Below are 25457 nucleotides of genomic sequence, written 5' to 3' on the forward strand. Positions count from 1 at the left end.
CTCAGCCGGTGACGGTGAGCTTCACCGGGTCGCTGAGCTTCGTGCCGACCCGGGCGAACACCTGGTACGACCCAACCGGCGGGAACGGCCCGCCGGCCAACGCCCCGTCGCAGCGGCTGGTGTCCCGCCCGTTCCACGGCACCTGGTAGGAGCGCTCGATGTTCGGCGTGAAGGACACGACGTCCGAGCCCTGGACCTTGCCGCAGGTGTCCGACGACCAGACCTTCTCGGCACCGGCCTTGATGAAGATCTCCTGAACGTCCGCACCCACGTTGCGACTGCAGGTCCGATCCGACGTGTTCTTGATCCGCAGTTGCAGCTGGACCACCGCGCCCCGCTGCACCGAGGTCGGGCTCGCCGACGAGATCACGCTGATCTCCCCGTCGGTGCAGGTGCCGTCGTCCTCCGAACCAGCCGCCGCGCCCAGCGGCGGTGTGTTGCTGGTGATCGCCGGGCTCGGACTCGTCGCACCCGAATCAGCGGACGCGGACGACGACGGACCGCCGGTCTGCGGTGTCAGCACCGGCCCATCGGGGCCCGACGTCGCGGCGGACGTCGCCGACGGCGAACCTCCCGCCTTCGGCTCCTTGTCGCCGGAACGACCCGAACCGGTGCAGGAGTAGAGCAGGACAATCAGGAACAGGAACCCCGCTCCGAGTACGACGGCGCGACGCCGCCAGTACACGGCGGGTGGCAGGGGGCCGACCGTCAGACGCATGATGCCCTCCACCGTAGCCGCGCCGTACCCGGCAGTGCGGCGCGACGCGCCGGAGCCACTCCGGGGCGCCCGCACCGCCCTCCAATGAGGACGGTCCGGCACCCGATCACAGGTAGACCTTGCGCTGATAGACCGCGTGCGCACCGGCCACCCGGTCCAGGAAGAGTAGCCCCGCGCAGTGGTCGATCTCGTGCTGCAACGCCCGAGCCTCGAAGCCGTCGGTCACCAGCCGGACCGGCTCGCCGCTGCCCGGCAGCTCACCCTCCACCACCAGCCGGCTGGCCCGCTTCACGTCCCCGGTCAGGTCCGGCACCGACATGCAGCCCTCCCGGCCGGGCTTCCACCGCGTCGCCTCGACCACACGCGCGTTGCACAACACGAAGGTGCCGTGCACCGTCACCGCCTTCGGGTGCCCGGTCACGTCGACGGCGAAGACCCGAGCGCCCACCCCGATCTGCGGCGCGGCCAGCCCGACGCAGCCCGGCGAGACCTTCATCGTGGCTATCAGGTCGGCCGCGAGTTGGACCGTCTCCTTTGCCCTGGGGTCGACCTCGTCCGCGGCCCGACTCAACACCGGATGCGGGGCGGACACCACCGCCCGCACCTCGCCCGGCACGTCCAGCGACTCCGGTGTCCAGTCCCCCAGGCCGACCTCCGGCCCGCGCTCCTCGCCGGTCACAACAGGTCCGGGTCCGCCGGCCGGAGGGTGACCTCCACGCCCAGCTCGGCAGCCGTCCGGTGCAGCCGGTCGAGCAGAGTGTCCGCCACACCGGCCGGCAACTCGACCTCCGCCAGGACCACGTAGAGCGCACCGGTCAACCGGGTACTCAGGTCGGTGACATTCCCCCCGGCATCCACCAGCACCCGCGTCATCGCCGCGACGATCCCCATCCGGTCCGAACCGTGCACCGCCATCACGTACGGCTCACCCACCGGAGGAACATCGCCGTCCGGGGTGACCGCTCGTACCGTCGCCAGCAGCTGCCCTTCGGCGGCCAGCGACGCCAGTGCGGCCTCGACCTCGGCGGCCGCCGGGCCGGTGCAGATGAGGGTCATCGCGAAATGCCCCCGCAGCCGGGTCATCGTGCTGTCGGTGAGGTTCGCGCCCAGTCGGGCCAGCACCTCCGCGACGTCGGCCACGATGCCCGGCCGGTCCCGACCGATGACGGTGATCGCGAGCTCGTTCATCCGCGCATTCTCCCCCGTCCGCCGAACGAGGACGTGGCACCCCGCCCGAGCCGCCCACTCAACGGGAACGCCGGGCGTGACATCATCGACGACGCCATGACTCAACCCGACTTCGCCTCCCTGGTCAGCCGGTGGTTCCAGCAGCACGCCCGTGACCTGCCGTGGCGCGAGCCCGGCGTCACCCCGTGGGCCATCCTGGTCAGCGAGGTCATGCTCCAGCAGACACCAGTGGTCCGGGTGGTGCCGGCCTGGCAGGCGTGGCTGGCCCGCTGGCCGGAGCCGGCCGCGTTGGCGGCGGACACCCCAGCCGAGGCGATCCGGATGTGGGGACGCCTCGGCTACCCCCGTCGGGCGGTCCGGCTGCGCGAATGCGCTGTCGCGATCGTCGACCGACACGGCGGTCAGGTGCCGGACCGGCTGGAGCAACTGCTCGCACTGCCCGGCGTCGGCACGTACACCGCCCGGGCGGTGGCCGCCTTCGCGTACGGGCAACGGCACCCGGTCGTCGACACCAACGTACGCCGGGTCGTGTGCCGGGCGGTGGCCGGCGAACCGGACGCCGGGCCCGTCACCCGACCAGCGGACCTCGTCGCCACCGAAGAACTGCTTCCCACCGAACCGGCAGCAGCCGCGCTGGCCAGCGCCGCGTTCATGGAACTGGGCGCGGTGATCTGCACAGCCCGGTCACCGCGCTGCACGGCCTGCCCCGTCGAGTCGGTCTGCGCCTGGCGGGCGTCCGGCCAGGAGGCGCCGGCCGGGCCGACCCGCCGACCCCAGCGGTACGCGGGAACCGACCGACAGGTCCGCGGTCTGCTGCTCGGAATGCTCCGGGACAGCACCGGGCCGGTCCCGCACCAGCGGTTGGACCAGGTCTGGACCGACGACGTGCAACGCGCCCGCGCCCTCGCCGGGCTGGTGCAGGACGGGCTGGTCGAACCCGCCGGCACCGACTCCTTCCGCCTGGTCGGTGACGGCCCGTCCCTACCAACCGCGGACCTCACCACCTGACCCACCCACCCCGCACGCCGGCCCCACAGGCCGGCATCCGCATGCCCGCACGCGGGAGTGCGAAGGCCCGCAATCGGCGCCTTCCACCTCAAGATCGTGCTCGATCCTGGATGTAGTGGTGTCGGGCGGGCCGGATGCCACTACATCCAAGATGTTGCGCGATCTTGCTAGAGCGCCCGCATGCGGGCGGGTGCGTCGGGCAGTGCGACGCAGGGCTGGCCGGAGGGCACGAGCGGGGGCGGCGGGGTGACCGGAGGGGACGCAACAAGACGGGGCCCCGGTGGCTTGCGCCACCGGGGCCCCGCCCCTTGCTGCTTGTGTTACTCGTCCACGCCTGCGGCGGCGGTGCCAGCGGCAGTGCCACCGAGATCGGCCGGGACGGCGTCCGGAACTTCCACCGGCTTGTCCGAGCCCCGGAACACGAGCTTGGACTTGTCGATGTCGTCCGGGTCGCCCTCGCAGTCCACCACGACGATCTGACCCGGGGTCAGCTCGTTGAACAGGATCCGCTCGGAGAGGTTGTCCTCGATGTCGCGCTGGATCGTGCGACGAAGCGGACGGGCACCGAGCACCGGGTCGAAGCCCTTCGCGGCCAGGTACTTCTTGGCGTTGTCGGTCAGCTCCAGACCCATGTCCTTGTTCCGCAGCTGGCCCTCGATCCGCTGGATCATGATGTCCACGATCGAGAGGATCTCGGTCTGACGCAGCTGGTGGAAGACGATGGTGTCGTCGATCCGGTTGAGGAACTCAGGCCGGAAGTGCTGCTTGAGCTCGTCGTTGACCTTCTGCTTCATCCGGTCGTAGTTGGACTCGGAGTCCTCCGACTGCTGGAAGCCCAGCGACACCGCCTTGGCGACGTCACGGGTGCCCAGGTTGGTGGTCAGGATGATGACCGTGTTCTTGAAGTCCACGATCCGACCCTGACCGTCGGTGAGCCGACCGTCTTCGAGGATCTGCAGGAGCGTGTTGAACACGTCCGGGTGGGCCTTCTCGATCTCGTCGAAGAGGACCACCGAGAACGGCCGACGCCGCACCTTCTCGGTCAGCTGCCCGCCCTCGTCGTAGCCGACGTAGCCGGGAGGGGCACCCACGAGCCGGGAGACCGTGTAACGGTCGTGGAACTCGGACATGTCCAGCTGGATGAGGGCGTCCTCGCTGCCGAAGAGGAACTCGGCGAGCGCCTTGGACAGCTCGGTCTTACCGACACCGGACGGGCCGGCGAAGATGAACGAGCCCGACGGGCGCTTCGGGTCCTTCAGGCCGGCCCGGGTACGCCGGATCGCCTTCGAGACCGCCTTGACCGCGTCCTCCTGGCCGATGACGCGCTTGTGCAGCTCGTCCTCCATGCGCAGCAGGCGCGAGGTCTCCTCCTCGGTCAGCTTGTAGACCGGGATGCCGGTCCAGTTGCCGAGCACCTCGGCGATCTGCTCGTCGTCAACCTCGCTGACGACGTCCAGGTCACCGGCCTTCCACTCCTTCTCCCGCTGAGCCTTCTGGCCGAGGAGCTGCTTCTCCTTGTCGCGCAGCTGGGCGGCGCGCTCGAAGTCCTGCGCGTCGATAGCGGACTCCTTGTCACGACGCACCTGGGCGATGCGCTCGTCGAAGTCACGCAGGTCTGGCGGCGCGGTCATCCGACGGATCCGCATCCGGGCACCGGCCTCGTCGATCAGGTCGATCGCCTTGTCCGGGAGGAAGCGGTCGGAGATGTACCGGTCGGCCAGGGTCGCGGCAGCCACGAGAGCAGCGTCGGTGATGCTCACGCGGTGGTGAGCCTCGTAGCGGTCCCGCAGGCCCTTGAGGATCTCGATGGTGTGGGCCAGCGACGGCTCACCCACCTGGATCGGCTGGAAGCGGCGCTCGAGAGCGGCGTCCTTCTCCAGGTGCTTGCGGTACTCGTCGAGCGTGGTGGCACCGATGGTCTGCAGCTCACCACGGGCCAGCATCGGCTTGAGGATGCTCGCGGCGTCGATCGCGCCCTCGGCGGCACCCGCACCCACCAGGGTGTGGATCTCGTCGATGAACAGGATGATGTCGCCGCGGGTGCGGATCTCCTTGAGCACCTTCTTGAGGCGCTCCTCGAAGTCACCGCGGTAGCGGGAACCGGCGACGAGCGCGCCCAGGTCGAGCGTGTAGAGCTGCTTGTCCTTGAGAGTCTCGGGCACCTCGCCCTTGATGATCTTCTGGGACAGGCCCTCCACCACGGCGGTCTTGCCGACGCCGGGCTCACCGATCAGGACCGGGTTGTTCTTGGTACGGCGGGAGAGCACCTGCATGACCCGCTCGATTTCCTTCTCGCGCCCGATGACCGGGTCGAGCTTGCCCTCGCGGGCGGCCTGAGTCAGGTTGCGGCCGAACTGGTCCAGCACCAGGCTGGTCGACGGCGCGGCCTCACCCGGCGCGGCGCCCGCCGCGGCAGGCTCCTTGCCCTGGTAGCCGGAGAGCAGCTGGATCACCTGCTGGCGGACCCGGTTGAGATCGGCGCCGAGCTTGACCAGCACCTGGGCGGCGACGCCCTCGCCCTCACGGATCAGCCCGAGCAGGATGTGCTCCGTGCCGATGTAGTTGTGGCCGAGCTGCAGCGCCTCGCGCAGCGACAGCTCCAGCACCTTCTTGGCCCGCGGCGTGAACGGGATGTGCCCGCTCGGTGCCTGCTGGCCCTGGCCGATGATCTCCTCGACCTGCTGGCGGACGCCCTCCAGGGAGATGCCGAGGCTCTCCAGGGCCTTTGCCGCGACGCCTTCACCTTCGTGGATCAGGCCCAGCAGGATGTGTTCCGTACCGATGTAGTTGTGGTTGAGCATCCGGGCCTCTTCTTGGGCCAGGACGACAACCCGTCGCGCTCGGTCGGTGAACCGCTCGAACATGCCCTCGTGCTCCTCACGTGCCGTGCGCCTTGATGGTCAAGATCTTGGCGGGGCCGGTGCACGAACGTCCAGGACGGGCGTCCGTGCCTCCTTACTCTATCGTCGCTGACCGACTCAGCTGAGGTCGTGTGTCTCTGCTCTGGGTCGGTTGCACGTCGTTTTGAACAACCGTCCGCGCTCAGGAGGTGTTCCGGTAGCCCTGTCGCTACGCGCAGAGCGAAATCCGACTGGCTCGACGGAAGCCCGATCCGGGGTCCGGAAGCGCTCCGGGAGGCCCCGGAGGGCGGACCGGCGGTCGCGACGAGCGCCGCGCCGGGCCCCTGAAGGAGGTTGTCCACAGGTTGTGGATAGCTGTTCCACTGGTTGTGGACAACGCCGGTGGGCCCGGAATGCTTCCCGGCCCCGGACGCACACGGCGACGCCGCCCCGAACGGGCGGCGACGCCGCCCAAAAGGGCACGACGACCCCGCATACGGCGACGCCGGCCCGGAGAACTTCTCCGGCCCGGCGTCGGTGTCGCCTGCGGTGGCGGCTCGCCACCAAGCTGCTGACGGATCAGCGCTTCGCGTGGAACTCGTCCACGATCTCCTGCGGGATACGACCCCGGTCCGAGATGTCCTTGCCGGCCTTCTTGGCCCACTCCCGGATCGCCTTGTTCTGTTCCCGATCGGCGGTCGCGCCACCCCGACCGCGGGCGGCCCGCCCACCGATCACGACACCGCCACGGCCGACCTTGGTGCCAGCACCCACGTACGACGCAAATGCATCGCGCAATTTCGCGGCGTTGGCGCTCGACAGGTCGATCTCGTACTGAACGCCGTCGAGGGCGAACTTGACGGTCTCGTCCGCGTCCCCGCCGTCCAGGTCATCGACCAGCTTGTGAATGATCTGCTTGGCCACGTCCCACATTCCTTTCGAGCAGGGTGCTCCTGCTAACGAGAGCACAATAACCCGCGCGCCGCTCGTCGCGTCAATAGGATCCGGTTACGGCTCGGCGTACGCCCGGACGGGACTACTCCGGGCGGACCAACGGGAAGAGGATCGTTTCCCGAATTCCGAGGCCGGTCAGGGCCATCAAGAGCCGGTCGATTCCCATTCCCATACCGCCGGCCGGCGGCATTCCATACTCCATGGCCCGAAGAAAGTCCTCGTCGAGACGCATCGCCTCGTCGTCGCCACGGGCGGCCAACTGCGCCTGGGCGACCAGTCGTTCCCGTTGCACGATCGGGTCGACCAGCTCGGAGTACCCGGTGCCCAGCTCGAAGCCGAGCACGTAGAGGTCCCACTTCTCGGCCAGCCCCGGCTCGCTGCGGTGCGCCCGGGTCAGCGGGCTGGTCTCCTCCGGGTAGTCCCGCACGAAGGTGGGCGCCTCCAGGCCGGGAACGACCAGTTCCTCGAACAACTCCTCGGCCAGCTTGCCCGGGCCCCACTTCGGGTCCACGGCCAATCCGACCTTGTCCGCGTACTCCACCAGGCGGGACCGTTCGGTGCGGACGGTGACCTCCTCGCCCAGCGCTTCGGAAAGCACACCGAACAACGTCACGGACCGCCACTCGCCGCCCAGGTCGAACTCGCGCCCGTCGGCATGGGTCACCACCGTCGAGCCGCTGACCGCGATCGCCGCCTGTTGCACGAGATTACGGGTCAGCTCGCCGATCGTGTCGTAGTCGCCGTACGCCTGGTACGTCTCCAGCATCGCGAACTCCGGCGAGTGCGAAGAGTCGACACCCTCATTACGGAAGTTGCGGTTGATCTCGAAGACGCGGTCGACGCCGCCGACCACAGCGCGCTTGAGAAACAGTTCCGGCGCGATTCGCAGATACAGATCGGTGTTCAACGCATTGCTGTGGGTCACGAACGGTCGGGCCGCCGCGCCGCCATGCAGCAGTTGCAACATCGGCGTTTCCACCTCGATGAAGCCCTGCCCGTGCAGTGAATCGCGCAGACTGCGTACCGCGGCGGCCCGGGTGCGCACCATCTCCCGTGCCTGTGGCCGGACAATCAGGTCGACGTAACGCTGCCGGACGCGCGCCTCCTCGGAGAGGGGCTTGTGGGCCACCGGCAACGGTCGCAGCGCCTTGGCGGTCATCTCCCATTGCTGGGCCAGCACCGACAGCTCGCCCCGGCGGCTGGTGATCACCTCGCCGGTGACGCCGACGTGGTCGCCGAGGTCGACGAGGCGCTTCCACGCCTCCAGCCGCTCCGGCCCGACCCGGTCCAGGGAGAGCATCGCCTGCAACTCGGTGCCGTCGCCGTCCCGGAGGGTCGCGAAGCAGAGCTTGCCCGTGTTGCGTACGAAGATCACCCGGCCGGTGACCGCGACCTGGTCGCCGGTCGCGGTGTCCGTGGGCAGGTCGGCGTAGGCCGCCCGGACCTGCGCCAGGGTGGTGGTGCGGGGAAAGCTGACCGGGTAGGGGTCGATGCCCTCGGCGAGCATCCGGTCCCGCTTCTCCCGGCGGACCTTCATCTGCTCGGGAAGGTCATCGGCGGGGTCCACTGGCACGGGGTTCTGCTCGCTCACGGCACGCTTCCTCGTCACGGAGATACAGGGGGTCAGGCCCGAGCGTACTCAAGCGGCCCGGAGGCCGTTACGGGATAACCTGCCCGTCATGGTCGATCACACTCACGCCCTGTCGTTCGGTGCCGCCGCGAGTGATTACGACCGGTTTCGACCACGTTATCCCGAGGCTGCGGTCCGTTGGGCACTCGACGGGCTGAGCGAAGCCCGGGTGGTCGACCTCGCGGCGGGCACCGGCATCCTGACCCGCGCTGTGCTGGCCCTGGTCCACGAGGTCGTACCGGTCGAGCCCGACCCGGGGATGCGGGCGCAACTCGCCGCCAGCACCCTGGGCACGACGGCGCTGGCGGGCAGCGCCGAGGCCATGCCGCTGCCCGACTCGGCGGTGGACGCGGTGCTGGTCGGGACGGCGTACCACTGGTTCGACCGGGAGCCCGCGCACGCCGAGATCGCCCGGGTGCTCCGCCCCGGCGGCACCTTCGCCCCCGTCTGGAACATCCGGGACGGCAGCGTCGACTGGGTGGCTGAGCTGGGTCGCATCGCCCACTTCGGGGACAAGTCGACCAGCGAGGTCTTCGGCGAGCGCCCCGACTTCGGCCCCGCGTTCGACGCCGTCGAAAAGCGCGAGTTCCCGCACCGCACCACGCTCACGCCGGACGAGCTGCTCGGCATGGTCCGCACCCGCTCGTACTGGCTCACCGCCTCCGCCGAGGATCAGCGACGGGTCGAGCGGGAACTGGCCGAACTCCTGAACACCCACCCCGCCCTGACTGGTCGGGACACCATCGAACTGCCGTACCGGACGCTGGTGCTGCGCGCCCGGCGGCGCTGAGGCCGGCCTCCGACGGCGGCCGGGGTCACAGGTTGCGGTCGTAGACCATCCGCAGGCCGATCAGCGTGATCATCGGCTCGTGGTGGGTGATGCTGCGGCACTCGTTGATCACCAGGGAGGCGAGGCCGCCGGTGGCGATCACCGCCCGCACCTCGCCCAACTCCTCGGTCATCCGCTCGACGATCCGGTCCACCTGCCCGGCGAAGCCGAAGTACAGGCCGGCCTGGAGGCACTCCACGGTGTTCTTGCCGATCACCGAGCGGGGCTTGGTGGCCTCGACCTTGCGTAGCTGCGCGGCCCGGGCGGCCAGCGCGTCGAAGGAGATCTCGATGCCCGGGGCGAACGCGCCGCCGAGGAACTCACCGCGCTCGCTGATCACGTCGAAGTTGGTGGTGGTGCCGAAGTCCACGACGATCGACGGACCGCCGTAGAGGGTGTACGCGGCCAGGGTGTTCACCACCCGGTCGGCACCGACCTCCTTCGGGTTGTCGATCGCCAACTGCACCCCGGTCCGCACGCCCGGCTCGACCACGACGCTCGGCAGGTCGGCGTAGTAACGACTGAGCATGGTGCGCAGCGACCGCAGCGCGGCCGGCACCGTGGAGCAGGCGGCCACACCGGTGATCTCGACGTTGTCCCCGGCGAGCAGACCCCGGAACATCAGGCCCAGCTCGTCCGCCGTCGAGCGGGCATCGGTCTTGATCCGCCAGGAGTGCACCAGCTTGTCGCCGTCGAAGGTCGCCAGCACGGTGTTGGTGTTTCCGATGTCGATGCAGAGCAGCACGCACGCAGCCTAGACAACTACTCCGTGCGCAGGTCCAGCGCGATGTCCAGGATCGGCGACGAGTGCGTCAGCGCGCCCACCGAGAGGAAGTCCACGCCGGTGGCCGCGTACCGGCCGGCCACCTCAAGGGTCAGCCCGCCGGTCGCCTCCAGCTCCGCCCGGTCACCCACCGCGGCCACCGCCTCGGCCAGCACCTCCGGCGTCATGTTGTCGCAGAGCAGGAAGTCCGCCCCGGCCTCCACCGCCTCCACCGCCTCCACGACAGTGGTCACCTCGACCTGCACCGGCACCTCCGGGAACGCCTCCCGGACCCGCCGGTAGGCCGCAGTGATGCTCCCGGCCGCCAGCTTGTGGTTGTCCTTGATCATGGCCACGTCGTAGAGGCCCATCCGCTTGTTGGTGCCACCGCCGGCCCGCACCGCGTACTTCTCCAGCGCCCGCAGGCCCGGCGTCGTCTTCCGGGTGTCCAGCACCATCGCCTTCGAGCCGGCCAGCGCGTCCGCCCAGGCGCGGGTGTGGGTGGCCACCCCGGACATCCGGCAGAGCAGGTTGAGTGCCGTCCGCTCGGCCGTCAGCAGCAGCCGGGTCGGGCCGGTCACCGTCGCCAGCACGTCGCCGCGGGCCACCCGCTCGCCGTCGCGGGCCAGCACGGACACCTCGACGGTACGACCGAAGCCAGTCACCTCGCCCACCAGCTCGAACACAGCGGCGGCCACCGCCATCCCGGCCAACACCCCGTCCGCGCGGGCCACCAGGTCGGCGGTGTCGGTCTGTTCCGCCGGAATGGTGGCCACGCTCGTGACGTCCAGGAAGTCCGGGCCCAGATCCTCGACCAGCGCGCCCTCGATCACCTGCCGTACGTGCGCCGGATCCAACCCGGCCGCCCGCAACGCCGTCTCCGTCGACTCGATCACGAGTTTCCCTCCCACTGTTGCGTCACCCGGCCCTGCGCCCCGACCGCCCCGACCAGATGGCCCAGCCACCGTTCGTCGGCCGTCGGGAAGTCCTCCCGCCAGTGGCAGCCCCGGGTCTCACTACGGGCGTACGCGGCGGCAACCAGCGTCGACGCCACGGTGAGCAGGTTCGTCGCCTCCCAGTCGGCGGTCCGCGGCCGGCCCCGGGCAACGCCCAGCTCGGTCAACGTCCCGGCCGTCCCGGCCAGCGTCGCCGCGGATCGGAGCACCCCGGCCCCCCGGGTCATCGCCCGTTGCAGGGTCGGCGTCATCTCCGCCGGCAGCACCCAGCCCGTCCCGCCACGCCAGGCGCCGGTCTCCGCCGGCTGGGCCTGCTCGGGCAGGCCGGCCGCGATGTCCTCGGCGATCCGCCGGGAGAAGACCAGTCCCTCCAGCAGCGAGTTGCTGGCCAGTCGGTTCGCGCCGTGCACACCCGTGCAGGCCACCTCACCGCAGGCGTACAGGCCGGGGATGGAGGTACGGCCGCGCAGATCGGTGCGGACCCCGCCGGAGGCGTAGTGGGCGGCCGGCGCCACCGGGATCAGATCGGTCGCCGGGTCCACGCCGATCGCCAGGCAGGACGCCACGATGGTGGGGAACCGGCCGGCCAGGAAATCGCCGCCCAGGTGCCGTGCGTCGAGGAAGACGTGGTCGGCGCCGGTGGCCAGCAGCACCCGGTGGATGCCCTTGGCCACCACGTCGCGGGGTGCCAGCTCGGCCAACTCGTGCTGGCCCACCATGAACCTCTTACCGTCCGCGTCCACCAGGTACGCGCCCTCGCCGCGCAACGCCTCCGACACCAGCGGCTGCTGCGCGTGCCCCGCCCCGGGCACCCCCGCGCCGGCCGGGGTGATCAGGGCGGTCGGGTGGAACTGGACGAACTCCACGTCGGTCACCGCCGCGCCGGCCCGCAGCGCCAGCGCCACCCCGTCCCCGGTGGAGACCGCCGGGTTGGTGGTGGCCGAGAAGATCTGCCCCATGCCGCCGGTGGCGAGCACGACGGCACGGGCCAGCAGCGCGCCGACGCCGTCCTCGCTGCCCTCACCCAACACGTGCAGGGTGATCCCGCAGGCCGCCCCGAGCCCGTCCGGGCCGTCGCCGGGCGCGCGCAGGAGATCCAGCACGAGGGCGTGCTCGACCAGCCGGATCCACGGGTCGCGCTGTACCGCGGCGTGCAGGGCCCGCTGCACCTCCGCGCCGGTGGCGTCGCCGCCAGCGTGCACGATCCGGTCCGCCCGGTGCCCGCCCTCGCGGGTCAGCATCAGCGAGCCGTCCGGGTGCCGATCGAACTCGGCGCCGATCCGGATCAGCTCGCGGAGCCGGGTCGGGCCCTCCTCGACCAGCACCCGGACCGCCGCCGGGTCGCACAACCCGACCCCGGCGACCTCGGTGTCCCGGGCATGCGCCGCCGGGGTGTCGGCCGGGTCGAGCACGGCGGCGATGCCGCCCTGCGCCCACCGGGTCGAGCCGTCGTCAATGTTGACCTTGGTGACCACCGTGACGTGCAGACCGGCCTCACGCAGGTGCAGCGCCGCGGTCAACCCGGCCACGCCGGAACCCACGACGATCACGTCGGTGGTCTCCACCCAGCCGGGCGCAGGCGCGGCCAGCAGCGCGGGCAGGGCAGGCAGGTCGACGGTCGGGAGGTCCATCCCCCCAGTCAACCCGAACCATCCTCGCCCGGGGCGGCGGGGGCGGGACGAGTGTTTTGGGCGACCCCGTCCGGCGCGCGCCGCGCCGCGCCGACCGTCAGGCCGTGGTCACTTCGTCCGGACCGGCAGACCAGCCGGGCCCGCGCCCTTCAGCGAGGCGGTCACCGTACGGTCGCTGAGCCACAGATAGCAGCGGACGCCCCGGTCACCGACCTTCCAGCGCCCCGCCCCCGGCGGACGGACCACCACACCGCTGCGGAAGCGCAGCGCGGCGTCGTCCGGTACAGCGGCGTACCGGGCCAGGATGCTACGACAACCCGTGTAGAGCGGCAGCCAGTCGGCGTCCCGGGTCGGGTACGCCCGGTCCGGTGCGCGCCACACCCCGACGAACTCGGCGTCGTGCTGTTTGCCGCATTCCACCGGGGTCAGCGTCTGCACACCCCGGCCGGCGCCACCGCGAGTCTGCTGGCAACCGAGTCGCAGCCCGGTGGGGCCCTTCAACGCGTCCCGCAGACTGCCCGACCGGACCACCACGATGGCCGCCGCCTCGACAGTGGTCAGCTCGGTGAGGTCGCAGCGGAACCACCGGGAACCCGCCGCCCACCCCGGCCCGTTGGGCAGCGCCACGGACAGCCGCAGCCGGCCGGACCGCCAGTCGTCACCCACGTAGCCGGTCGCCCGGGTGTCGCACTCGGCGAACGCGCCCCGCAGCTCGGCCGAACCACCCGCCGGAGCGGCCGTCCGCTCGGCCGGGAAGGCCCCGACGTGCACTGTCTCCAGGCGGTGCGGCCCGGCGCAGTCCACCGGCTCATAGCTGGCCAGGCTGACCAGATCGGTGAAGTCGGCGGCGTGACACACACCGGCGGCCGGGGTGAACGCCGACGGTGCCGGCAACGCCGCCCAGTCGTCGGTCAGATCACCGTCCAGGCCGCCGGACCCGGCACAGCCCACCAGCAGCACTGCCGTCACGGCAGCGGCGAACAGGGTCGTCATGGCACGGCTCATCGCGGCCTCCCCCAGCCACCGACCGGCTTCCGCCAGCGTGCCCAGGGTAACCGGAAATGACCTTCTGGTGACAGACCGGAATCGCGGTACCCGGGATCAGACTCCGGACACGGCCAACGGGCTGGGCACCGGGTTCCCGGCCGTGCCGGGTGCCGCCGCAGCCGGGTCGGCACCCAACTCGATCACCCGGTTGTCGGCGTCGACGTGCACGACCCGTGGCCGGTACGACCGGGCCTCCGCGTCGTCCATCTGCCCGTACGAGATCAGGATGACCAGGTCACCGGGGTGCACCAGGTGCGCGGCGGCGCCGTTGATGCCGATCACGCCGCTGCCCCGCTCGCCCGGGATCACGTACGTCTCCAGGCGGGCGCCATTGGTGATGTCCACGATCGCCACCTGCTCGCCGGGGAGCAGGTCGGCGGCGTCGAGCAGATCCTCGTCCACCGTCACCGAACCGACGTAGTGCAGGTCGGCCTGGGTCACAGTGGCTCGGTGGATCTTCGACTTGAGCATGGTCCGCAACATCGGAGTGGCCTTTCGCGGTATCGGTGGGGGTGGTACGGCCGGGTCAGGGACGCGGGGCGAGGTGGATCGCCGCGTTGTCGATCAACCGGGTGGCGCCCACCCAGGCGGCGATCACCAGCCGAGCCGGCCCGGCCACCGGCCCCGGTTCCAACTCGGGATCGGTGAGCACCAGGTAGTCGAGGCGGGCACCGGGCGTACCGGCGCCGAACGCGGCGTGCGCGGCGGTCAGCACCGCCCCCGCGTCCAGGCCGTCGTCGGCGGCTTGCGCGCCGGCCCGCAGCGCGGCGGACAGACTCAGCGCGGCGGCCCGCTCCGGCTCGCTCAGGTAACGGTTGCGGCTGGAGAGGGCCAGCCCGTCCGGCTCCCGGACGGTCGGCACGCCGACCACCTCGACCGGCACGTCCAGGTCGCGGGTCATCCGCCGGACCAGGGTGAGCTGCTGGTAGTCCTTCTCGCCGAAGAACGCCAGGTCCGGCTGGGTGAGCTGGAGCAGCTTCAGCACCACGGTGAGCACCCCGTGGAAGAAGCCGGGGCGGCTCGCCCCCTCCAGCTCGGCGCCGAGCGGGCCCGGATCGAGGCGTACGCGGGGCTGACCGTCCGGGTACATGTCCGCCACCGACGGGGCGAAGACCAGATCGGCGCCCGCCCGCCGGCACACCTCCAGATCGGCGTCGAGGGTGCGCGGGTAGCGGTCGAAGTCCTCGTTCGGTCCGAACTGCAGCGGGTTCACGAAGACCGTGACCAGCACGTGGTCGGCCTGTTCCCGGGCCGCGCGCAGCAGCGTCTCGTGCCCGGAATGCAGTGCGCCCATGGTCATCACCACCCCGACCGTGCCCTTCAGCCCGGCCCGCGCCTCAGCCAACTCGGCGCGCGTGTGCACCACCTGGGTCATGCGGCCACCTCCCGACCGCTGTCGGCCAGCACGCCGAGCAGCGACTGTGCGTCCACCGGCCGTAGCCGGCCGGCGGCGATCGCCCGGTCGGCGGTCCGCCGGGCCAACGCCAGGTACGCGGGGACGGACTCCGGTGCGGTGGCCGCCAACCGGGCCAGGTGCCGCTGCACGGTGCCCGCGTCGCCGCGGGAGACCGGGCCGGTCAACGCGTCGTCGCCGAGCCGCAGCGCGTTCTCCAGGGCGGCCCGCAGCAGCGGGGCGAGCACCTTCTCCGGCCGGGACACCCCGGCGTCCCGCAACCGGTCGGTCGCCTCGTTGACCAGGGTCACCAGGTGGTTCGCGCCGTGGGCCAGTGCGGCGTGGTAGAGCGGGCGGTCCGACTCGGCCACCCACTCGGGCACGCCACCGAGGTCGGCGACCAGCCGGGCAGCCAGCGGGCGCAACTCCGCCGGGGCGGTCACCCCGTACGAGATGCCATCCAGCCGGGCCAGGTCGTCCGGCGTACCGGTGAAGGTCATCGCGGGGTGCAGTGCGAGCGGCCGGGCGCCGGCCGCGACGGCGGGCGCCAGCACGGCCAGGCCGTGGGCTCCCGAGGTGTGCGCGACGATCTGGCCCGGATGCAGCGCGCCCCGCTCGGCGAGGTCAGTCACCACACCGGCCAGCCTGTCGTCCGGTACCGCGATCAGCAGCAGGTCGGCGGCGGCGTGGGCCACGGCGGCGACCGGGCGGCGGTGCACCTCGGGCAACAGCAGGGCGAGGCGGGCGCGGCTGGCTCCGGAGCTGCCGGAGACGGCGACCACCCGGTGCCCGGCGGCGGCGAGCGCGGCGCCCAGCACGGCGCCGACCCGACCGGCGCCAACGACACCGACGGTGAGCAGACGGGAGGTGGCGCGGGCGCCGGGAACGGCGCTATCCCACGAGGCGGCGGGCCCGGATGGGCCGGCCGGACGCGGGCGCAACGGTGCGCTCATGACGACGATCCAGTCCTCGAGAAGGGGTACCGGTCGATCGCAAGTATGCGCCCGGCCTACCGAACCCGGACAAGCATGTGTGAAAACCTTCACCACCGACGAGACGGCGCGTCCGAGTCGCCTGCGATCAGGGCGTTTGGGCCGACGTGATGGCGCGCAGCTCGGCGGCCACCTCCGCGATCAGGTCGCTGAGCGGGGCGTCGCTGTCGGGCGCGACCCAGCGGGCGTACGCGACCCGGAAGACCGTGGCACCCGACTCGGTGGCCAGGGTGGCCGTGGTTTCGTCGAGGCCCCTGGCCCGCAGGGCGGCGGTGACCGCAGCCGCCAGTGAGCCGGTCTTGCGCAGTTCGCGCTCCTGTAGTTCCGGGCTGCTCTCGATGATGGACTGCCGCGCCCGGACCAGTTCGAGACGGTCCGCGAAGAGCTCCTCCGCCACCCGGCGGAAGGCGGCGACGACCGCCTCGAAGGGCCCGGCGTCGGATTCGGTCACCGCCCGGACCAGGACCTCCTCCACGCGCCCGCTGCCGCTGAAGAGCGCCTCACGCTTGTCCCCGAAGAGGCGGTAGAAGGTGCGTTTGTCGAGGCCGGCACGGGCGGCGATGTCGGCGACGGTGGTCTGTTCGAAGCCGCGCTCGCGGAACAACTCGAAGGCGGCCGCCTCCAGGCGGCCGCGCGCGTCCGGTTGCCAGCGGGCCATGCGGCGATGGTATCCGACGTCACACTGCGACATTAATTCCGTGAGCATGTCGCGGTGTGACATCACGCGAGGTACGGTGATGTCGCAAGGTGACATCGACCCTCACGAAGGAATCACAATGCGCGTATTCGTCACAGGCGCCTCCGGCCATCTCGGCTCCGCGGTGGTCCCGGACCTGCTCTCCGCCGGACACGAGGTCATCGGCCTCGCCCGTTCCGACACGTCCGCCACCGCCATTGAGAAGCTCGGCGCTCAGGCACACCGCGGTGACCTGTCCGACCTCGACGTGCTCCGGGAAGAGGCGGCCGCATCCGACGGTGTGATCCACCTGGCGTTCCGCCACGACCTCATGGTCGACGGCGACCTGGCCGGCGCCGCCAAGGCCGACCTGGACGCCCTCACGGCACTCGCCGACGGTCTGGCCGGCTCCGGCAAGCCCCTGGTCGGCACCGGCGGGACGGCCATGCTCGTGATGGGCGGCATCGTCGGCCGCCCCGGCACCGAACACGACACCTTCCCCGGCGGCGGTTACCGGATCGACGCGGAGAACTTCGTGGCCGGCCTCGCCTCCCGCGGCGTGCGCTCCTCCATCGTCCGGCTCGCGCCCACAGTGCACAGCTCACTCGACCACTACGGCTTCATCACCGCCATCATCGCCGCGGCCCGACGGAAGGGGTACGCCGCCTACGTCGGCGAGGGCACCAACCGGTGGCCTGCCGTCCACACGCTCGACGCGGCCGTGCTCTACCGACTCGCCCTCGAGAAGGCCCCCGCCGGTACGCGTCTGCACGGAGCCGCCGACGAAGGCGTCCCCTTCCAGCAGATCGCGGCAGCCATCGGCCACAACCTCGGCATCCCGGTCCGGAGCATCAGCCCCGCCGAGGCCGACGACCACTTCGGCTTTCTCGGCTCGTTCGCACAGATGGACAACCCGACGTCGTCCGCCATCACCCGCGAACTGCTGGGCTGGACCCCCACCCACCCCGGCCTGATCGCCGACCTGCACGAAGGGCACTACTTCCGGGCCTGAACCACGAACGGCGGCCCTGACCGTAGGGTCGGCACGGTGACCCACGCGCAACGCGGAATGCACTGATGCCGATCCTGTGGCAGGACGCGATGGCCAGCGCCCTCTACGGGCCGGGCGGCTTCTTCGTCGCCGACACCGGGCCGGCCGACCACTTCCGCACCAGCGTGCACGCCTCTCCGGGCTTCGCCACCGCCCTGCTGCGCCTGATCTCAGAGGTGGACTCGACCCTCGGCCACCCTGACCGGTTCGACGTGGTCGACGTGGGCGCGGGGCGGGGGGAGTTGCTGAGGGCTCTCGCCGGGCTGGCGGTGGGGGTTTCCGCGCGTCGGTCGCCGGACGAGCCGTCGTTGGTCGCCGCCCGTCCGTCGCTCGCGGAACGAATCCGCTTCACAGCAGTCGAGTACGCCGACCGCCCCGAGAACCTGCCCGAAGAGATCAACTGGACGTCCGAGATCCCCGCCGGAATCACCGGAGTGCTGCTGGCCACCGAGTGGCTTGACAACGTCCCGCTGGACATCGCGGTGCACACCGAAGACGGCTGGCGATATGCGCTTGTCGACCCCGATACCGGTGCCGAATCAGTCGGTGAGCCGGTCAGCCCCGATGATCTCGACTGGCTCACCAACTGGTGGCCCCGCCCCGAAACCCCTCACAACAACCACAGCCGAGCCGAGATCGGACGGACCAGAGACGAAGCCTGGGCACAAGCGGTGGGGAAGATCAGCCAAGGCCTCGCAGTAGCCGTCGACTACGGGCACCTGCGGGGAACCAGGCCGGTCGACGGGACGTTGACCGGGTACCGGGGTGGGCGGCAGGTGCCTCCGGTGCCCGACGGGTCGAGTGATGTGACAGCGCACGTGGCCATGGACTCGGTCGCCTCCGCTGGTGCGGCGGTCGCCCGGTGCGCGTACTCCCTGGTCTTGCAGCGGGAGGCGCTGCGGGCGCTCGGGGCCGACGGCGGGCGACCACCGCTCAGCCTGGCCGGCACCGACCCGGTCGGCTACGTGCGGGCGCTGGCCGCCGCGTCGGCGGTGGCCGAGCTGACCGACCCGGCCGGGCTCGGCGGGCACTGGTGGTTGCGCCAGCCGGTCGGCATCCCGCTCGGGCCGGTCGTGGCACGATGACGGGCATGACCACCGACGCCGGGGACCTCCGTGAACTGACCGTCGGCACCGGGGCCGGGCTGATCGCCGGCACCGGTGATCAGCAGCTCGGCACCGACATGGTGCTGAACATCGGCCCACAGCACCCCTCCACCCACGGTGTGCTGCGGTTGAAGCTGGTGCTCGACGGCGAGCGGGTTGTCGCCTGCGAACCGATCGTCGGCTACATGCACCGGGGCGCGGAGAAGCTCTTCGAGGTGCGTGACTACCGGCAGATCATCGTGCTGGCCAACCGGCACGACTGGCTCTCCGCGTTCTCCAACGAGCTGGGCGTGGTGCTCGCTGTGGAACGCCTGATGGGCATGGAGGTGCCGGAGCGGGCCACCTGGCTGCGGATGGCCCTCGCGGAGCTGAACCGGGTGCTCAACCACCTGATGTTCCTCGGCTCGTACCCGTTGGAGATCGGGGCGATCACGCCGATCTTCTACGCCTTCCGGGAACGCGAGACCATCCAGGCGGTGATGGAGGAGGTCTCCGGCGGCCGGATCCACTACATGTTCAACCGGGTCGGTGGCCTCAAGGAAGAGGTGCCGTACGGGTGGACCGGGCGGGCCCGCGCGGCGATCGGCGAGGTACGCCGCCGGTTGCCCGACCTGGACCACCTGATCCGTCGTAACGAGATCTTCCTGGCCCGCACCGTCGGCGTGGGCGTGCTGTCCGCCGCGGACGCCGCCGCGTTCGGCGCGTCCGGCCCGGTGGCCCGGGCCTCGGGGCTCGACCTGGACCTGCGCCGCGACGACCCCTACCTGGCCTACGACGAGCTGGACGTTCCGGTGGTCACCAAGACCGCCGGCGACTGCCACGCCCGTTTCGAGGTGCTGCTCGACCAGGTGTACGCGTCACTGGACCTTGCCGAGCAGTGCCTCGACCGGGTGGACCGGCTGACCGGGCCGATCAACACCCGGCTGCCGAAGGTGCTCAAGGCGCCGGAGGGGCACACGTACGCCTGGACGGAGAACCCGCTCGGCATCAACGGCTACTACCTGGTGTCCCGGGGCGAGAAGACGCCGTGGCGGTTGAAGCTGCGCACCGCCTCGTACGCGAACGTGCAGGCGTTGGCCACCCTGCTCCCCGGGTGTCTGGTCCCTGATCTGATCGCGATCCTCGGCTCGATGTTCTTCGTGGTCGGCGACATCGACAAGTGACCCGAGCCGCCTGACCGGTCACCGCCAGCGGTCGGTGGGTGGCGCGCCGCCGGCACGCGGTACGTCGTCCTGCGGCGGGTAGCCGTAGCGCTCGTCGACCCGTCGCCGGCCGGTCCGTTCCGGCTCGGGTTCCGCCTGGTGGCCGCGTTGGCGCGGTGGACGCCACTCGTCCGGCACCGGCACACCGCCCACCGGCAGCGCGGGCCTTCCCGGCTCGGCCCGCCAACCACCGTCGTGGCGGCGCGGTTCTTCATACCGGCCGGCGTCCTCGTAGCGGGCGGCGTCCTCGTAGCGGGCGGCGTCCTCGTAGCGGCGCGGTTCTTCATACCGACCGGCGTCTTCGTAGCGGCCGGCGTCCTCGTAGCGGGGCGGCTCCTCGTAGCGGGCGGCGTCCTCGTGACGGCGCGGCTCCTCGTGGCGGACGGCGGCCCAGCGGTCGGCCACCCGGTACTCGGTGCCGGTGGCGTCGGCGTGCACCTCGGCCCGACGTTCGCCGACCCGCACCTCGCGACCGTTCTCGTCGTCGCGGACGGCGGCCCACCGGTCACCGGCCCGCAGCTGCGACCAGTACTCGCCGGTGTCGTCGGCCCGCAGCGGCGGGCCGGCCTGCGGTGCCGGGGCGCCCGCCCGGTCGCGCTGCTCCGACCAGCCCCGATCGTCCGGGCTGTCCCAGGATTCCGCCGCCGGCCTCTCCGGGGTGCGGTGTGACCGGGCCGCCGGGGCGGGTTCGTCGGGCTGGGCGTACGCGTCGCGCCGATCCGTCCACTCCGGTTCGTCGCGGCGGCCTGTCCAACCCGGCTCGTCGCCGTACCCGGCCCTGGGGTGCGGCTCCGGCTCGCTCCTCGCCCGGCCGGACGGGCGAGGGGGCTGATCGGCGTCGCCGCCCCGGGTCCACTCCTGCGCCGGTGGGGTCCACTGACCGGCGTACCCACCGCCGTAGCGCCCCGCCGGCTCGGGCGGGCCGCCGTCCACCACTGTGTGCCGGGTGGTGACGTGCACGGTCTCGGTGTGTCGGACCACGCCACCCGGCCGGTGCGCCGCCTCGGGGCGGTCGTGCTCCCGGGGGCGAGCTGAGCCGTACGCGGTGGCGGCCGGCCGTTCCCCGCCGTACATCCCGGCGGTGGCCGGCGGTTCGGGGGCCTCCCGGGCGTACGCCGGCTCGTCGTCGTCCGGGTGCTCGGGGCGCCGCCACCGGGGCGTGTCGTCGGGGCCGGACACCCGGGCACGGCCGGCCGGCCCGTCGCCCCGGTTACGGGCCACCGGCGTGTCGTCCACCGGCGGCTCGGCGGCAGCCACCCGCGCCCGTCCGGCGCCTGCCGGCTCGACGGCGGGGGCGGCACCGGCGAGGGCAGCACCGCTGGCGTCGAGACGACGCCGCACCGCGGCGATCCCCTCCTGGGCCCGTTGCGCCTGATCGAGCGCCTGGTTGCCGCGCTGGGCGGCGGCCACGATCTCGCTGCGCAACTCCCGACGCAGCTCCTCGATCTCGTCCAGCAACTCGTCGGTCCGCGCCGAGGCGCCCTCGCCGTCGGGCCGCAACGCGATGGAGAGGCCGATCAGCACCACCGCGAGGATGGCGAGCACCGCGGCGAAACGCAGCGGTCCATTGCCGTCGGCCACCAGCAGGATCAGCGCCGCCACCGGCGCGAGAGCGACGCCCGCCCAGAAGAGCATGGTCAGCAGTGGGGGTTGACGCCGGACGTCAGAGGTGGCCGGGGCTGGCATGGCTGTGCAGCCTACCCACGTTGTCCACCGGAGGGAACGGGGTCCCCGGGACGCGCGGACGCCCCCGCCCGGTCGGGGCGGGGGCGTCCTCAGCACGTGCGGAAAGGGCTCAGCTGGTGGCGAAGGCACCATCCGAGGAGAAGATCAGGCCCACGCTGATCGAGCCGTCACGCAGCCCGCTCTTGGTCAGCGGTCCACCCTGGTCCAGCGAGGAGAACTTGCCGACCGACAGCCCGTAGGTCTTCTCCAGGCCCGGCTTGCAGAATGGACGCTGCTCGCACTCCGGCGGGCCACCCAGCACGGTCGCGCTGCCGGAGCACTTCGCCGCCAACTCGGAGAGGGTGCGCACGCCGTACTTGTCGGCGAAGGCCTGGGTCACCGCGAAGGCGTTCTGGTCCTGTGCGGCGGCCGGGGTGCCGAAGGTGAGGCCGGCCTTGTCGCCCTCGGCCTTGAGCGCGGTCACCGTCGTGTTGATGTCCGGCGAGGAGACCGGCTGGGCGTTCTGGCCGTTGGCCTTGGTGTTGAGGAACTCGGCCATGGTCGCCGCGTACTCCGGGACGACCTGGATCTCGCCCTTCTCCAGGGCCGGCGCGTAGAGCTCCCGGTTGCCGATCTGCTGCACCTTGACCTGGTAGCCGGCGGCGGTGAGCGCGATCCGGTACAGCTCGCCCAGGATCTGGCTCTCGGCGAAGTTGCCGGCACCCACCGTGATGTCGCCGCCCGGGCCCTTGGCGATGCCCGCGGTGAGGTTGTTCGCGCTGGCGAACTCCTCGGCCGCCACCTTGGGGGTCTTGCGGTCCTCGTTGACGGCCTTGTTGAGCTGGATCAACTTCGGGGTGTCGAGCGCGGCGGAGACCTTGTCCAGTGCGGCGATCAGCTGCGGGTTGGCCGCCTTGCTGTTGACCGCGGGAATGACGTTGTCGGAGTTCTGGAGCTTCTTGTCGTCCTGCAGAGCGATGAGCTGCTGGCCGGCGACCGGGGCGCACCCGGCGCCGGAGGCGCTCGTCTGGGGTGCGTCGGTGCCGGACGAGCCGGCGTCACCGCAGCCGGTGAGGAGTGCCGCCCCGGCGACGGCGCTGACCGCCCCGATCGCCAGACGTGTACGTGCGCGCATGTGCCCGCCTTCCGTGTCCCGGCGCGACCCGTCCCGGGCCGGCCGCGTGTCCGACGGGCGATCCTGACTGTCGGCCGCCCGCGAATGTCCACCCAACATGCTCCGGGACCGACCGACAACTTGGGATGGACTTCGTCACCCCATCGTCACCGATTTGACGGGCGTGGGTCGCCAGCTCGACGCGGGCTCACCCGGACGGGTCAGGCGCTGCCGGTGGCGTCGGCGGCCCGGGGCCGCCCGAGGCGCTGCCGTCCGCGCCGAAGCGGCTTGGGGGTGACCAGCCGTTCGACGCCGCCGAGGACCACCTCGGCCAGCAGCGCGAGCCCGGCCACCAGCACACCGCCGGCGACGATCTGCCCGCCCCCGGCCGCGATACCGATACCGAAGCCGGTCCGGATGATCTGGCCCAGGCCGCCGCCGTTGACGAAGGACGCCAGCGCCGCGGTCGCGATCACCTGGACCGCCGCGGTGCGGAAGCCGGCCGCCAGATAGGGCACCGCGAGCGGCAACTCCACCCGGCGCAGCAGCTGCGCGCTGGACAGGCCCATCCCCCGGGCCGCGTCGCGGGCCTCCGGGTCCACCTGTCGCACCCCGGTGTACGCGTTGGCCAGCAGCGGCGGCACGGCGAAGACAGCCAGTGCCACCACGACCGGTGTCTTCCCGAAGCCGCTGGCGAAGACGACCGGGAGGATGGTCAGCAGGGCCAGGGTGGGGATGGCCAGGGTGGCGTTGGAGATCAGCACCACGAGGCCGCCACCTCGACCGAGGTGCCCCAACCAGAGCCCGAGCGGCCAGGCCACCAGGCAGCCGAGCGCCACCGCCAGGGCGGAGATCGTCAGGTGCTCGCCGAGCCGGTCCAGCATGCCGCCGGGGTTGGTCCAGTTCAGTGGGTCGTTGATCCAGGTGATGGCCTGCCCGATCGGGTTCGCCGCGACGGTCACCGTGCCCTCCGGGTGGACCAGGGAGTCACCAGTCGGGCGACCAGGATGAGCAGCAGGTCGAGCACGACCGCGAGCGCCACGCAGAGCAGTGCGGCCGTCATGATCTCGGCCTTGTAGAGGTTGTTCTGGAAGCCCGCGAAGATCAGCTGCCCGAGCCCGCCGTGCCCGACCAGCACCCCGACCGTGACCAACGCCACCGTCGAGACCGTCGCCAGCCGTACGCCGGTCACGATGCCCGGGAGCGCCAGCGGCAGGTCGATCCGGAACAGCCGCCTCCAGCGGCCGTAACCCATGCCCTCGGCGGCCTCCCGAACCTCTGGGGGCACCTGGTTGAGACCGGCCACCACGTTGCGCACGATCAGCAGCAGCGCGTAGAGGACCAGCCCGACCAGCACCGTGGTGGCCCCGGTGCCCAGGTAGGGGGCGATGAACGCGAAGAGCGCCAACGACGGGATGGTGTAGACCACCCCGCTGACAGCGAGGATCGGGCCGGCGAGCGGACGGACCCAGTACGCCAGCACTGACAACGGCAGGGCGATCAGCACCGCGATCAACACCGCTCGGCCGGTGAGGGAGGCGTGTTCGCGCACCGCGGCGAGGATCGTGTCAGAGTTGTCCCGCACGTACTGCCAGGAGAACCAGGGGTTACCCGGGTCGGCCCGGTAGCTCAGGCGGAAGGACATACGTGGACGTTACCCCGGAGGCTGCCAGCGTGGCCCAGTCCCCTCGCGCGGCGTCGATCGCGCTGCACGGCATCCAGAAGCGCTACCCGAACGGCACCGAAGCTGTCCGGGACCTGAGCCTGGATGTCCGGGCCGGCGAGCTGGTGGTGCTGATCGGCCCGTCCGGCTGCGGCAAGTCGACGGTGCTGCGGATGATCAACCGCCTGATCGAACCGACCGCCGGTCGCATCACGCTCGGCGACGAGGACGTCACGAACGTCGACCCGGTGCGACTGCGCCGTCGAATCGGGTACGTGATCCAGAACGTCGGTCTCTTTCCACACCAGACCGTGCGGGCCAACGTGGCCACCGTGCCGGGCCTGCTCCGCTGGCCCAAGGGCCAGACCCGGGCCCGGGTCGACGAGCTGCTCGACCTGGTCGGACTGGACCCGGCGGAGTTCGGCGGTCGCTACCCGCACGAGCTGTCGGGTGGCCAGCGGCAGCGGGTCGGGGTGGCCCGTGCGCTCGCCGCCGACCCGGTGGTGCTGTTGATGGACGAGCCGTTCTCGGCCGTCGACCCGATCGTCCGGGCCCGCCTCCAAGAGGAGTTCCTGCGCCTGCAGGCCGAGGTGCGCAAGACGATCGTGCTGGTCACCCACGACCTCGACGAGGCCGTCCGGCTCGGTGACCGGATCGCGGTCCTCTCCGAGGGCGGGCACCTGGAGCAGTACGACACCCCGGCCGCACTGCTCGGCGCACCCGCCACTGCGTTCGTACGCGAGTTCGTCGGCGCCGACCGGGGCATCCGCCGGTTGGCGGTCACCCCGCTCGACCGGGAGGCGCTGGAGCCGGTGCCCGAGGACGCCGCACCGGACCTGCCCACCGTCGCTGTGGACGGCTCGGCGTACGACGCGTTGGCGGTCCTGCTCACTTCGGGCCGGGACCGGCTCCTCGTGACCGACGCCGGCCGGCCGGTGGGCGCGCTCAGCCGACAGCGCCTCCTCGACCTCGGCCGCCCGACCAGCTGACCCCGAGTCGGGGCAGGCACGACCGTCGCGCCCGACCCCGCC

General features: G+C 71.6%; 24 protein-coding genes. 6 read left to right on the plus strand and 18 right to left on the minus strand.

Annotated elements, in window-relative coordinates; all coding sequences use genetic code 11:
- Position 1: 1 nt before the first annotated feature.
- From GA0070561_RS20435 to GA0070561_RS20445, 3 genes are all read right to left on the minus strand, one after another.
- Complete coding sequence (locus GA0070561_RS20435) at positions 2-718, minus strand: hypothetical protein (protein WP_091403177.1); 717 nt, start codon at positions 716-718, stop codon at positions 2-4.
- 106 nt (positions 719-824) lie between these two features.
- Complete coding sequence (locus tag GA0070561_RS20440) at positions 825-1397, minus strand: peptide deformylase (RefSeq protein WP_091403180.1); 573 nt, start codon at positions 1395-1397, stop codon at positions 825-827.
- Positions 1394-1906 (minus strand): glycine cleavage system transcriptional repressor, encoded by a 513-nt coding sequence (locus tag GA0070561_RS20445; protein WP_091403183.1) that lies wholly within the window; start codon positions 1904-1906, stop codon positions 1394-1396. The genes GA0070561_RS20440 and GA0070561_RS20445 overlap by 4 nt, the downstream gene beginning before the upstream one ends.
- A 96-nt stretch (positions 1907-2002) precedes the next feature.
- Here GA0070561_RS20445 and GA0070561_RS20450 point away from each other — a divergent pair, with 96 nt between their 5' ends.
- Positions 2003-2914: an HhH-GPD family protein gene (locus GA0070561_RS20450; protein ID WP_091403605.1), complete on the plus strand. Its 912-nt coding sequence runs from the start codon at positions 2003-2005 to the stop codon at positions 2912-2914.
- A 320-nt stretch (positions 2915-3234) separates the two neighbouring features.
- Here the strand turns inward: GA0070561_RS20450 and GA0070561_RS20455 are convergent, their stop codons facing one another.
- The 3 genes from GA0070561_RS20455 to lysS all read right to left on the minus strand — a co-directional run bounded on the left by GA0070561_RS20455 (position 3235) and on the right by lysS (position 8299).
- Positions 3235-5778 carry an ATP-dependent Clp protease ATP-binding subunit gene (locus GA0070561_RS20455; protein WP_030327930.1) on the minus strand — a complete coding sequence of 848 codons (2544 nt, stop codon included), beginning with the start codon at positions 5776-5778 and terminating at the stop codon, positions 3235-3237.
- A 555-nt stretch (positions 5779-6333) separates the two neighbouring features.
- Positions 6334-6678: a histone-like nucleoid-structuring protein Lsr2 gene (locus GA0070561_RS20460; RefSeq protein ID WP_036392792.1), complete on the minus strand. Its 345-nt coding sequence runs from the start codon at positions 6676-6678 to the stop codon at positions 6334-6336.
- A gap of 112 nt (positions 6679-6790) precedes the next feature.
- Positions 6791-8299, minus strand: coding sequence for a lysine--tRNA ligase (lysS, locus tag GA0070561_RS20465; RefSeq protein ID WP_091403186.1), 1509 nt, complete (start codon positions 8297-8299; stop codon positions 6791-6793).
- Positions 8300-8387: 88 nt separating this feature from the next.
- On the opposite strand from lysS, the gene GA0070561_RS20470 reads away from it, so the two are divergent.
- The gene (locus GA0070561_RS20470) at positions 8388-9128 is read left to right on the plus strand and encodes a class I SAM-dependent methyltransferase (RefSeq protein ID WP_091403189.1); all 741 of its coding nucleotides are present in this window, start codon (positions 8388-8390) and stop codon (positions 9126-9128) included.
- A 25-nt stretch (positions 9129-9153) separates the two neighbouring features.
- On the opposite strand, the gene GA0070561_RS20475 is transcribed toward GA0070561_RS20470, so the two are convergent.
- The 8 genes from GA0070561_RS20475 to GA0070561_RS20510 all read right to left on the minus strand — a co-directional run bounded on the left by GA0070561_RS20475 (position 9154) and on the right by GA0070561_RS20510 (position 16607).
- Positions 9154-9912 (minus strand): type III pantothenate kinase, encoded by a 759-nt coding sequence (locus tag GA0070561_RS20475; protein ID WP_091403191.1) that lies wholly within the window; start codon positions 9910-9912, stop codon positions 9154-9156.
- Between the two features lie 17 nt (positions 9913-9929).
- Positions 9930-10826, minus strand: coding sequence for a carboxylating nicotinate-nucleotide diphosphorylase (gene nadC, locus GA0070561_RS20480; protein WP_091403194.1), 897 nt, complete (start codon positions 10824-10826; stop codon positions 9930-9932).
- Entirely contained in the window at positions 10823-12517 is a 1695-nt protein-coding gene (locus GA0070561_RS20485; RefSeq protein ID WP_091403197.1) for an L-aspartate oxidase, read from the minus strand. The genes nadC and GA0070561_RS20485 overlap by 4 nt, the downstream gene beginning before the upstream one ends.
- Before the next feature lie 108 nt (positions 12518-12625).
- Positions 12626-13522 carry a septum formation family protein gene (locus tag GA0070561_RS20490; protein WP_091403199.1) on the minus strand — a complete coding sequence of 299 codons (897 nt, stop codon included), beginning with the start codon at positions 13520-13522 and terminating at the stop codon, positions 12626-12628.
- Between the two features lie 96 nt (positions 13523-13618).
- Complete coding sequence (gene panD, locus GA0070561_RS20495) at positions 13619-14047, minus strand: aspartate 1-decarboxylase (protein ID WP_030327945.1); 429 nt, start codon at positions 14045-14047, stop codon at positions 13619-13621.
- Between the two features lie 43 nt (positions 14048-14090).
- A complete protein-coding gene (panC, locus tag GA0070561_RS20500) occupies positions 14091-14939 on the minus strand; it encodes a pantoate--beta-alanine ligase (RefSeq protein WP_091403202.1) in 849 nt (282 codons plus the stop codon).
- On the minus strand, positions 14936-15910 hold the full coding sequence (locus tag GA0070561_RS20505) for a Rossmann-like and DUF2520 domain-containing protein (protein WP_091403205.1): 975 nt from the start codon (positions 15908-15910) through the stop codon (positions 14936-14938). Before GA0070561_RS20505 ends, panC begins: the two co-directional genes overlap by 4 nt.
- Positions 15911-16037: 127 nt before the next feature.
- Complete coding sequence (locus GA0070561_RS20510) at positions 16038-16607, minus strand: TetR family transcriptional regulator (protein ID WP_091403208.1); 570 nt, start codon at positions 16605-16607, stop codon at positions 16038-16040.
- Positions 16608-16725: 118 nt separating this feature from the next.
- Between GA0070561_RS20510 and GA0070561_RS20515 the strand changes: the two genes are divergently transcribed.
- The 3 genes from GA0070561_RS20515 to GA0070561_RS20525 all read left to right on the plus strand — a co-directional run bounded on the left by GA0070561_RS20515 (position 16726) and on the right by GA0070561_RS20525 (position 19945).
- Positions 16726-17637, plus strand: a complete 912-nt coding sequence (locus GA0070561_RS20515) for an SDR family oxidoreductase (RefSeq protein ID WP_091403211.1) — start codon at positions 16726-16728, stop codon at positions 17635-17637.
- A gap of 65 nt (positions 17638-17702) precedes the next feature.
- Complete coding sequence (locus tag GA0070561_RS20520; protein ID WP_091403214.1) at positions 17703-18761, plus strand: SAM-dependent methyltransferase; 1059 nt, start codon at positions 17703-17705, stop codon at positions 18759-18761.
- Entirely contained in the window at positions 18758-19945 is a 1188-nt protein-coding gene (locus GA0070561_RS20525; protein WP_181539454.1) for an NADH-quinone oxidoreductase subunit D, read from the plus strand. Before GA0070561_RS20520 ends, GA0070561_RS20525 begins: the two co-directional genes overlap by 4 nt.
- Positions 19946-19963: 18 nt before the next feature.
- Here GA0070561_RS20525 and GA0070561_RS20530 read toward each other — a convergent pair whose 3' ends face one another.
- The 4 genes from GA0070561_RS20530 to GA0070561_RS20545 all read right to left on the minus strand — a co-directional run bounded on the left by GA0070561_RS20530 (position 19964) and on the right by GA0070561_RS20545 (position 24408).
- Positions 19964-21670 carry a hypothetical protein gene (locus GA0070561_RS20530; RefSeq protein ID WP_208603810.1) on the minus strand — a complete coding sequence of 569 codons (1707 nt, stop codon included), beginning with the start codon at positions 21668-21670 and terminating at the stop codon, positions 19964-19966.
- 109 nt (positions 21671-21779) lie between these two features.
- On the minus strand, positions 21780-22784 hold the full coding sequence (locus tag GA0070561_RS20535) for a glycine betaine ABC transporter substrate-binding protein (RefSeq protein ID WP_091403220.1): 1005 nt from the start codon (positions 22782-22784) through the stop codon (positions 21780-21782).
- A 200-nt stretch (positions 22785-22984) separates the two neighbouring features.
- Entirely contained in the window at positions 22985-23725 is a 741-nt protein-coding gene (locus tag GA0070561_RS20540; RefSeq protein WP_091403223.1) for an ABC transporter permease, read from the minus strand.
- Positions 23722-24408, minus strand: a complete 687-nt coding sequence (locus tag GA0070561_RS20545; RefSeq protein ID WP_091403225.1) for an ABC transporter permease — start codon at positions 24406-24408, stop codon at positions 23722-23724. Before GA0070561_RS20545 ends, GA0070561_RS20540 begins: the two co-directional genes overlap by 4 nt.
- A 2-nt stretch (positions 24409-24410) precedes the next feature.
- Between GA0070561_RS20545 and GA0070561_RS20550 the strand changes: the two genes are divergently transcribed.
- A complete protein-coding gene (locus GA0070561_RS20550; RefSeq protein WP_091403228.1) occupies positions 24411-25415 on the plus strand; it encodes an ABC transporter ATP-binding protein in 1005 nt (334 codons plus the stop codon).
- Positions 25416-25457 lie beyond the last annotated feature (42 nt).

It is taken from the genome of Micromonospora saelicesensis, from assembly GCF_900091575.1.
In the GTDB taxonomy this organism is placed as follows: Bacteria; Actinomycetota; Actinomycetes; order Mycobacteriales; family Micromonosporaceae; genus Micromonospora; species Micromonospora saelicesensis.

Bases quoted from the DNA above. Each gene is read 5' to 3' on its own strand.
- GA0070561_RS20490 (WP_091403199.1), bottom strand. From the start codon at position 13,522: ATGAGCCGTGCCATGACGACCCTGTTCGCCGCTGCCGTGACGGCAGTG.
- GA0070561_RS20520 (WP_091403214.1), top strand. From the start codon at position 17,703: ATGCCGATCCTGTGGCAGGACGCGATGGCCAGCGCCCTCTACGGGCCG.
- GA0070561_RS20515 (WP_091403211.1), top strand. From the start codon at position 16,726: ATGCGCGTATTCGTCACAGGCGCCTCCGGCCATCTCGGCTCCGCGGTG.
- GA0070561_RS20485 (WP_091403197.1), bottom strand. From the start codon at position 12,517: ATGGACCTCCCGACCGTCGACCTGCCTGCCCTGCCCGCGCTGCTGGCC.
- GA0070561_RS20455 (WP_030327930.1), bottom strand. From the start codon at position 5,778: ATGTTCGAGCGGTTCACCGACCGAGCGCGACGGGTTGTCGTCCTGGCC.
- GA0070561_RS20450 (WP_091403605.1), top strand. From the start codon at position 2,003: ATGACTCAACCCGACTTCGCCTCCCTGGTCAGCCGGTGGTTCCAGCAG.
- panC (WP_091403202.1), bottom strand. From the start codon at position 14,939: ATGACCCAGGTGGTGCACACGCGCGCCGAGTTGGCTGAGGCGCGGGCC.
- GA0070561_RS20470 (WP_091403189.1), top strand. From the start codon at position 8,388: ATGGTCGATCACACTCACGCCCTGTCGTTCGGTGCCGCCGCGAGTGAT.
- panD (WP_030327945.1), bottom strand. From the start codon at position 14,047: ATGTTGCGGACCATGCTCAAGTCGAAGATCCACCGAGCCACTGTGACC.
- GA0070561_RS20435 (WP_091403177.1), bottom strand. From the start codon at position 718: ATGCGTCTGACGGTCGGCCCCCTGCCACCCGCCGTGTACTGGCGGCGT.
- GA0070561_RS20505 (WP_091403205.1), bottom strand. From the start codon at position 15,910: ATGAGCGCACCGTTGCGCCCGCGTCCGGCCGGCCCATCCGGGCCCGCC.
- GA0070561_RS20545 (WP_091403225.1), bottom strand. From the start codon at position 24,408: ATGTCCTTCCGCCTGAGCTACCGGGCCGACCCGGGTAACCCCTGGTTC.
- GA0070561_RS20530 (WP_208603810.1), bottom strand. From the start codon at position 21,670: ATGCCAGCCCCGGCCACCTCTGACGTCCGGCGTCAACCCCCACTGCTG.
- GA0070561_RS20445 (WP_091403183.1), bottom strand. From the start codon at position 1,906: ATGAACGAGCTCGCGATCACCGTCATCGGTCGGGACCGGCCGGGCATC.
- GA0070561_RS20535 (WP_091403220.1), bottom strand. From the start codon at position 22,784: ATGCGCGCACGTACACGTCTGGCGATCGGGGCGGTCAGCGCCGTCGCC.
- GA0070561_RS20525 (WP_181539454.1), top strand. From the start codon at position 18,758: ATGACGGGCATGACCACCGACGCCGGGGACCTCCGTGAACTGACCGTC.
- GA0070561_RS20510 (WP_091403208.1), bottom strand. From the start codon at position 16,607: ATGGCCCGCTGGCAACCGGACGCGCGCGGCCGCCTGGAGGCGGCCGCC.